Annotated in this window: 5 protein-coding genes; 3 read left to right on the top strand and 2 right to left on the bottom strand. The window is 63.2% G+C overall.

Translation table 11 applies throughout. The features are described from left to right. Positions 1–510: 510 nt before the first annotated feature. Entirely contained in the window at positions 511–1,716 is a 1,206-nt protein-coding gene (locus ACWF82_RS34075) for a PIN-like domain-containing protein (protein WP_452507682.1), read from the bottom strand. 505 nt (positions 1,717–2,221) lie between these two features. On the opposite strand from ACWF82_RS34075, the gene ACWF82_RS34080 reads away from it, so the two are divergent. Beyond that, a complete protein-coding gene (locus ACWF82_RS34080; protein ID WP_452507683.1) occupies positions 2,222–6,016 on the top strand; it encodes an AAA family ATPase in 3,795 nt (1,264 codons plus the stop codon). Positions 6,017–6,490: 474 nt separating this feature from the next. Beyond that, the gene (locus ACWF82_RS34085) at positions 6,491–6,808 is read left to right on the top strand and encodes a tyrosine-type recombinase/integrase (protein WP_452507684.1); all 318 of its coding nucleotides are present in this window, start codon (positions 6,491–6,493) and stop codon (positions 6,806–6,808) included. Positions 6,809–7,473: 665 nt separating this feature from the next. On the opposite strand, the gene ACWF82_RS34090 is transcribed toward ACWF82_RS34085, so the two are convergent. Continuing rightward, positions 7,474–7,605, bottom strand: a complete 132-nt coding sequence (locus tag ACWF82_RS34090; RefSeq protein ID WP_452507685.1) for a hypothetical protein — start codon at positions 7,603–7,605, stop codon at positions 7,474–7,476. A gap of 112 nt (positions 7,606–7,717) precedes the next feature. Here ACWF82_RS34090 and ACWF82_RS34095 point away from each other — a divergent pair, with 112 nt between their 5' ends. Continuing rightward, on the top strand, positions 7,718–8,611 hold the full coding sequence (locus ACWF82_RS34095) for a pPIWI-associating nuclease domain-containing protein (protein ID WP_452507686.1): 894 nt from the start codon (positions 7,718–7,720) through the stop codon (positions 8,609–8,611). Positions 8,612–8,796: the final 185 nt, after the last annotated feature.

Raw genomic sequence — 8,796 nt, forward strand, 5'->3', positions numbered from 1 at the left:
AAACGCTCGACTGGGATACCCCAGCCGAGCGCTTGGCTAAGCTACTCGCGGCCTAAACACCACCACGAGTGTTGCGACGACTCCTAGAATCCGCCGAGGTCAGAGGGGGTTTTCATTGTCGGGCTGACAGGATTTGAACCTGCGACCACCTGGCGCGCGTTCCAGTCGTCCAGACCGTACCCATAACGGCCCAATAGTGCTCAGTATCAACATGCTTCGAGAATTAGGATATCTCAACGATACCCATGAATTCCCACTGATTCCGACCAAAACTGTGGGGTTTCTGTGGGGCGCAGTCAACAGCTTCCAGCATTGGCCTGTGTCCGAGCGAGGCTCAGATCGCGTCAGACCGTCTGCGGCGACCTTGGGACCCTCCCCGCGGGTGCGGGGCCGACGCCTGAGCAGGCCAAGGGCAAGGGCGCAGCAACTGCCCACGATTCTCATGTATGTCCCCGAGTGGTGGGGCTCACTGTGAGCGCTTCACTCGAAGCTGTCTACGCCGATTAGGCTTTATATCGCGTCAGCGGAGTTGTCCGCAGTTGAGGACGGTTGTGGTCGCGACGCAAGCTGCCCAGCCGTGAGCAAGCTGACCACCTCTGCCGGAACGACGAAGTGCGAGGATTTGACCCCTTCGTCGTACTTCGCGTGCAGCAACGGCTGAACGCCGTGCGGGACTAGCCCCACTACCTGCAGCTCCGTCGTGAGTCGCGTTACCGGACGAGTGAATCCCCTGAGCATCTGTCCTTCATCCCGCCCATCGAGTTCATAGACACGGCGCCGGGTGATGCTCCCACCGTTGGCTGCAGCCTCCCTGATGACCTCTGCCTGCACATAATTTTGCTGGTCCAGGCGGGTAAGCACCGCGTTGAGCGCACCAAAGTCCCAGGGCGCGTCTTCCGGCGTTTCGTCGCGTACCCGCTGAATGTCTTGTACCGATTCCGCGCTGGTACCGACGCCGAGCGTTGCCGAGTGTTCAAGCAGATCGGCTGGCTCGAGGAGGTAGAACCGACCGCCTGTTCTGCTGTGGTACTCATCGATCAGCTCTCTTCTGGGGCCGATACGTCGGCCGCGGTCAGTTCGATTCCACCAGTCTTCTTTGGTATCCGCCGTGACCAGCACCAGATCTTTGCCGACGGACTCGCCTTCAATGAGCAACTGGAGCCACACGAGGTAGTCCCCCGATGCGCCTTCAGGAAGATCAGACTCGAGTTTGTCCACATCCATGTATCCCGGCGGCTCGGAGCTGTTGACTCTCCGTTCGCCCTCCGCAACCGCAGCCTCCCACGCTTCCACGCCCAGCTCGTCGCCCACCGCTCCGTCGAGCAACGAAGCCAGTTCGACCAAAAGCCTGTCCTCGGATGTCGGCAGGTGTGCGCTCACCCGGGAGGGTTCGTCGACCAACTCCTCGCTGATGGAGCGGAAGAACTCATCTGTCTTGCCCAGCAGTTCACTGAGCCGCTCGTCCGGCAACGCGACACTCTTCGCCCACAGTCTGATCGCATTCTGCGTCGAAGTGCAGTTCTTGGCCAGTGCGGCCTGGGCTTCCTTCTTCGCCGTTCCGAGCCCGCCGAGGACCGTCTGGCGATTACGCCAGAACTCTCGGACAACCTGGTGGGGTATGAACAACCGCTCACGTGCGGCGAGGAGGACCGCCAGGAGATCAGCAGTGGTGGATTCGTTGTAGCGATACAGATTCAGCAGGACGTTGGTATCCACGGCCAGAATCCCGCCTTGGAGTGCCGTGCTGACTTCGGACGGTCCGGGCACCACAAATGCCTCGAATCCCGTGAACAGGCCACCTCTCGATCCCATCAACACTCACCGGCCTTCCCCAGCTTTGCCGCGCCCCCGAAATAGGTTGCGGCTAAGGCTATCGCGCCGAGGAACGACGACCTCCGCTGGGAGTACCGTGGGCGCCTGGTTCGGAACGGTGTTCTGAACCTGATCAACCTCAACGGCTTTCGGTGGCAACCGACACGCTACAAAGACCGTCTCTGTTCGCAACGGCTCCACGCTTGTTGACGAACGTCGCTAGTTGCTGCACCACAGCGGGTTCCGGCAGCACTGCCTATCTCCTTGATATGATAGACCGTCACGCCATGGCTGACCTCGCGCGGTCTCAGGCGTGGTGCGATGGACGCTAGCTCCAGTGTCGCGCCCCGTAGTTCGTTGGTTTGCGGAGTTGTAGGTGCAGGCGGGTTGGTCGTGGTACACCAAGCACATGGCCGGTATTCAGCATCTGTCGGTGAGGGTTCCGTGGCGAGACCGGCCCTGGGACCAGTTCATCTGCACCGAACCCCTGGGCAATTCGTCGTGCACTCTGCTGGCCTCGATCGGCAAGAACCGCGACGATGAGTTCGAGGCCGACCAGCGCGGGCGGGACATCGGCCTCCTCGACCAGAACCGGTTGCCGTGCTTGAGCGAACGAGGCACCTTCATGTCCCCCGACGGCTACAGCGTAGTGAAAAGCCATCCCTACCAGGATAATCGCGCATTGCGCGGAACACTGCACGACACCACTGTCACAGTGCCGGGATACGCGTTCGAATGCGTTCCCTTCCGCTGGCTCAGCCGCACTTCATTCGCCCAGGACATCGGCCATGGGCGGGTGCCCGCGTTCGACCAAACCGCGGAGGACGCCGCCGACGCTGCCTTGCAGTGGTCCCCGAACTGGATCATGAACGGCGCGAACCAGCGTGCGATCATCGACGCGTTCTTCGAACCGGTGTCGCCCGGCGACTCCCTCGTCTTCGCCTATCTGAAGCATTCACCACTGCAGGAGGAACGGACGGACCGGCTCTTGGTTGGCGCTGCTCGCGTCACGCGAGTGACGGCGCCCCCGATGTGGAATCAGACCGGCAACCCACCCTTCGACTCCTCCATGTGGGAGACGATCATCGAGCACTCGCTGCGCCCGGATATGGGTGACGGAATCCTTCTGCCCTACCAGGAACTGGTCGACCTCGCCGACCAAGGTGCTGATATCGGCCGGGCGCTCGCGTGGGCACCGGAAGGCCGCCATGTGGAATTCTCCTACGTCACCGAGCACCTCTCCGACGATGCGGCGATCGAAGCCCTGTGCTCACTGCAGACAGCGGCGGTCGCCATGCGCGAACTCGGGCTGACCGTCCCCGATGCGGGCATGGATTGGCTGCGAGACCAGACCGAGCGGATGTGGCAACTACGCGGCCCGGTACCAGGACTGCCCGGCGTGCTTCATGTGATCGGTGTCCAGCACCCATATCCGGCATCCCGGGCTGTCCTGTCGGCAGTCGGCGACAACGGCGATCCGTGGGAGTATCTGGAGCAGGTTTTCGCCGACCCGACCGGTGCCCCCGACACGGTTACCTGCCACATCGGACGCACGCAAGCGCGGGTGTGGGCGAAAACCTCACCTGAGCGCCGTGCGGTATTGCGTTTGCTTTCCGGCCTCGACATCTCACCGACTCAAGTGGAGATGATGCTCGACGGTGCGACCGAGGTCGAGATGGAGCCCGAGGATCTGCTCGTCAATCCGTATTTCGCGGCGACGTGCACCTACGGCGTTGCCGATCATGTGCCGTTCACGACCGTGGACCGTGCGATGTTCCCCCCGGCGCACGTCACGTGGCGTCCGCCAATTCCCGAGGAATCGGCGCTGAACGACCACATCGACCGCAGACGAATCGAAGCGTTGCTGACCGATGTCGTCGAGCGACAGGCACTCCACGGAGACACTGTGGTACCGGTCGGTGAAGCCGTCGCGCTGGCCCTCGATGTGCCGCTCGCTCAACCACCGGCGTTGAACACGACTATCCTGGCCGGGCTCGATCTCGACCACGATGGCATCCAGGACTGGACCGAGTGGTCTCCGCTGACAAGTGTGTCACTGGCCGACGACATCCCGGCATACAAACTCGTCCGGATGGAGACGACCGCGGACACCATCCGCGAATGGGTTTCTGTGCAGCGCAAACGCCCCCGATTCGGGCCGATCCCGGACGCGCGGAGCGTCCTCGACGAAGCCCTGCGCCGCAACAAAAGCGTCACCGGCGCGCTCGACGAGATCGAGGAGAAAGCCCGGACCGAAAAAGCTGCGGGCCTCTCGGCCCTATATGACTCCCCGCTGTCGGTGCTGATAGGTCCTGCCGGGACCGGAAAAACAACATTGCTGCGCGCCTTGGTCGAGTACGACGATGTCGCCAGCGGTGGCGTGCTCCTTCTCGCGCCCACGGGCAAGGCTCGGGTGCAACTGGAAACCAAGGTGGGACAACCCGCCAAGACTCTCGCCTCTTTTCTGGCCCGCACCGGGCGCTACGACGGCGAAACCGGGCGCTACCTGGTCTGGGGTGAGGAAAAGCCTAGGCAGACTTTCGGTGTGGTCATCATCGATGAGGCTTCGATGCTCACCGAGGAGATGCTCGCCGCCGCCCTTGACGCCTTGGCCGGAACACGTCGGCTGGTGTTGGTCGGAGATCCGCGCCAGTTGCCTCCGATCGGGGCGGGACGGCCGTTCGTCGATCTCGTGCACGAATTGCGTCCGCAGCGGCTCGGCACCTGGTTCAAAGTGGCACCAGACTATGTGGAGCTGCAGGTCCCGCGTCGTCAGCTCTCCGACGGAACGCACGGCACCCGCCACGATCTGGAGTTGGCCGCCTGGTTCGGCGAAAACACCCGTGGCGCCGGGGACGACACGATCTGGACCGACCTGGCGACTACACCCGACCTGCCGACTGTGCGCTACGTATCATGGGCAGGCCGCAGCCCCGTCACCGCGCTCACCGACGAACTCAACCAGCATTTCAACCTCGCCGACGCCGACGACCCGATCCGGGCATTCGCACTCACCTACGGCGGCGAGATCAGCGGCAAGTACCTCAACTGGGTGCGCGGCGCGGGCCCTCGAGCCGAACTGTGGCAGATCTTGTCCCCCACCAGATCCCGCGCCTTCGGGACCGTGGAACTCAACCGTCACATCAAACGCACCTACCGCGCAGCCGACACCGAATGGGCGCAACGAAATACCTACGGCGGCAACATCGCGAAACCACTCGGCCCGGAACTCATCGTTCGTGGGGACAAGGTCATGCAAACCGCAAATCGTCGTTCGCGCGCGTACCCCGCGGATGGCGCGATGAACTACATCGCCAACGGAGAGATCGGCGTCGGTATCGGTTTCACCCTCCCTGCCGCGAAGAAACCCAAGAACAAGCTCAAGCTCGACGTCGAATTCTCTTCGCAACCAGGATTCCAGTACAGTTACTGGCCCAGTGACACCGAAGAGCCACTGCTCGAGCTGGCCTGGGCCGTCACCGTGCACAAATCGCAAGGCTCGGAATTCGATGTCACGTTCCTGGTTCTACCCGCCCGCGCCAGCCTCTCCCGCGAACTGATGTACACCGCACTGACCCGGCAGAAGAACAAGATCGTCATCCTGCACGAGGGCTCCCTTGCCGAATTGCGCGACCTGGCACATCCCGCACGCTCGGAAACCGCCCGCCGCCTCACCGACCTGTTCCGGCAACCCGAGCCGGTTCAACTCGAATTCCGTGGTACGGAGAAGCGATTCGACCGCAAGCTCCTCCACATCTCGAGCGGCGGGATTCCGATGGCGTCGAAGAACGAGGTCATCATCGCCGGGTTGCTGGACCAACTCGTCCCTGGCAGTTGGCAATACGAGGCGCCACTCACCGGGGCAGACGGCCGTGTCGTCCTGCCTGACTTCACCGTCGTCGCACCCGACGGACGGGTCGTGTACTGGGAGCACGCCGGAATGCTCGATCTTCCCGACTACGCCCGCAAATGGGCTCTCAAGAAGTCCTGGTACGCGGCAAACGGCATCCTCCCCCATGACGCGGGCGGCGGACCGAACGGAACACTGTTTTCGACCGATGACCGAGCAGGAGTCGACGCAGCAGCCTGGCTCGCGACCGCTGCCGACCTTCTGTGTGTCCAGCCGGCCATTACGAATCCCAACGGTGGAGCGAGACCACGTGCAGCGAAGAAGGTGGCACCGACACGAGGGCGTCGCACATGAGGCGCCGGATCGTCGGCGACACGTCGTCGTATTCTCCATTCCACTTCACGCGCAAATGCGAAAAGCACTGCCAAACACCGCAGCTACTGTCCTGGGCGCAGCGGTGATCGTGGTCTGCGGATCCAGACCGTGCCCGACGTTTGGTCCGGCCACAGCACCGGCATCCATGCCGGGCCACCCACGCCGAGTTCACGCAGCTCGGGCGGCGTTGTGCTCGTTGCGCCACTTCGATCGCGCGGCTACCAGCGCGATCACGAGGTACCGCATCCCGCATCGGTGAGGTGTCGGGTTGCCGGGTAGGTGATATCGACACAGAACCTGGACGCGGACTGTCCGCCGCCAGACCACGCCCGGTCCCGGCGGCCTCGACGACAAAGGAACAAAAGGCAACCGTCGACGCTACGTCCCACTGATCGAAGAAGTTTCGGCAACTGGTTCGCGATCGCATCGCCGTCATCGGTGAGGACAACCTCGATGCTCGCCTCTTCGTCGGCCCCCGCGGTGGACGGATCGCCACCGGAGTGCTGCGCGATACCACCCACTGGGACTAAGTGGTCACGAAACTCGGGGTACGAACACCTGCGTCGGCACGATCTCCGGCACACCGGGCTTACCTGGATGGCCGACGCCGGGGTCAGTCTGCACCTGCTCCAGAAGATCGCGGGCCACGCCGACAGTCGAACCACCGAGCGATATCTACACCCGGACCGACGGGAGGTCACCGATGTCGGCGACAAGCCGTCGAACCACCTACGGTCCCGTTCTGGTCCCGCTCTTCGTGTGGTGGGCTAACAGTAGAAACCCTCTCCGACCGAGGTCAGAGAGGGTTTCTAGTGTCGGATTGACAGGATTTGAACCTGCGACCACCTGAGCAACGGTTCCCGTTGACCCGAAGGCGCCTGTTGGTACTCAATACTGTTGGCAGTCAACACACTTCGCATAGTTTGGGTGCTGGCCCATTCCCGTCATGTCCCATCGAATCCCGTCAAAGTGTGTGTTTGTTGTGTGCGGGCTGGTACGGGCCTGGAGTGCGGCCTGGCGGCGGACCCCGTGCACAAACTCCCGAGGCGATGCGGCGATCCAAGGTTGTCGAACTCAAGAACTCCGACTGCGTGCTGAATCTGAAGAGCACTGGTCTACCGGGTGATCTAGCTGGGCTCATCCCCGCTCGAGCGGGGATGAGCCCTCTCTCAGCACCAATATCTGGGGCAACATGCCATGCTCCTCGCGCAAGCGGGGATGAGCTCGTTTTCCGCGAGCACGCTCGCGATCGGCATCCCACCCCGCTACCCGGGACCGCTGCCGTGACCCAGGGCCCCGTGCGCTCCTGCATCAGATCGACCGTGCCGTCTATTGTCCGATCGTGCACGCCGCGAATTCGATTGGAGTCCAGGGTCTTCGGGGTCTCGGCATCACTCGTCGGCGGGCACCATAGGCTTCGTGCTCGACGGCCATGGCTACGTGCCCGGCGTGTCGTCCACCGACTGGATCAGGCCCCGCTCAGGGGCGACGCCGACATCGACTTCCAGCACCTCGAACACCGACCCGTCATCGCGCGCAGCCACACACGCACCGACCTCGAACCTCATACGCCGAGATTAGCCGCCTGCTTGCCCGAGGGGCCCCGTGGCCGCGTCCTTGCAGAATAATGCCTCGAAAGTGTCGGTGGCCAGGGCCATACTTGCGCCCATGGTCCGGAAGATGACACCTGCGCAGGCGCGCGCGGCGATTCGAGCCGCGCAGCAGAAGCAGAAACAAGCAATCGACAGGTACAACCGCGACGTGCGTCGGCACAACGCCGCGGTGAAGAGGGCGGTTGACGACTACAACCGCGAGGTGCGCGCCTACAACGCCAAGGCGCGCGCCCACAACACGAAGGTCAAGAACCAGCGCCGCCGGCTCGACCAGGAGATCCGGCGTCTCGAATCCCGCCCCGCGGCATCGACGTTCGTCACCTACCGGTCCTCGGTCGTCACGCTGAGGCGGACCTACGCGGCTGCCGAGACGCGCCTGACCGATGGGGTTCTGAACGCCGCCGGGCAAGAACTGGTCGACTACGGCAGCGAAGAAGCCGCCAACAGCGTCTACCTGCTCAACGCCATGGACGGCGACGGCGAGCCCGAAGAGGACCCCACCGAGGAAGAGCTGCGCGGCCCGAGCATGCAGACCGAGCTCGCAGCCTTCGGTCAGGACCTGGTCGACCGGTGGACCGGCGCGCTGTTCTCGCTCAGTCCTCGCAATCCCGACGCCGCGCGCCACTTCTGCACCAGCGCCCGCGAAGTCATCATCACGATGCTCGACACGCGGGCCCCCGACGCCGCCGTCACCGCCTCGTTGCCCGACTGCGACGTGACCGACAAGGACGTGCCCACCCGGCGCTCCAAGATCAGATTCTTGCTCGGGCTCAAGGGTATCGACGAGAAGGCTCTCGAAGACCTCGTCGAAGCGGACATGAACAACGTGCTCACGCTCTTCCGCGACTTCAACAACGGCACGCACGGGCACGCCGGACGATTCACGATCACTCAGCTCAACGCTTTGCGGGTCCGCGTCGAGTCGGCGATCGGCTTTATCCACACCCTCTGCACGGCCTGAGCTGGTCCTATGCCACACCGGATCCCATGACAGGAGCGTCAATATTGGACCACGGCATCAATGTTTCAGATCTGCCTGCCCCTCACGGTCTGAACCGTCACGGGTTGAAGACCGGCTTCAGGAGTTGACCAGCGCCGGTCGGCGTGGCGGGTTTTGAGCGTAGTAGGCAGTCTCGTGCTCGGCCG

It is taken from the genome of Nocardia sp. NPDC055053 (assembly GCF_053608285.1).

Coding starts and splice junctions, on each gene's coding strand:
- ACWF82_RS34085 (WP_452507684.1), top strand. CDS start 6,491: ATGCTCGCCTCTTCGTCGGCCCCCGCGGTGGACGGATCGCCACCGGAG.
- ACWF82_RS34090 (WP_452507685.1), bottom strand. CDS start 7,605: ATGAGGTTCGAGGTCGGTGCGTGTGTGGCTGCGCGCGATGACGGGTCG.
- ACWF82_RS34080 (WP_452507683.1), top strand. CDS start 2,222: ATGGCCGGTATTCAGCATCTGTCGGTGAGGGTTCCGTGGCGAGACCGG.
- ACWF82_RS34095 (WP_452507686.1), top strand. CDS start 7,718: ATGACACCTGCGCAGGCGCGCGCGGCGATTCGAGCCGCGCAGCAGAAG.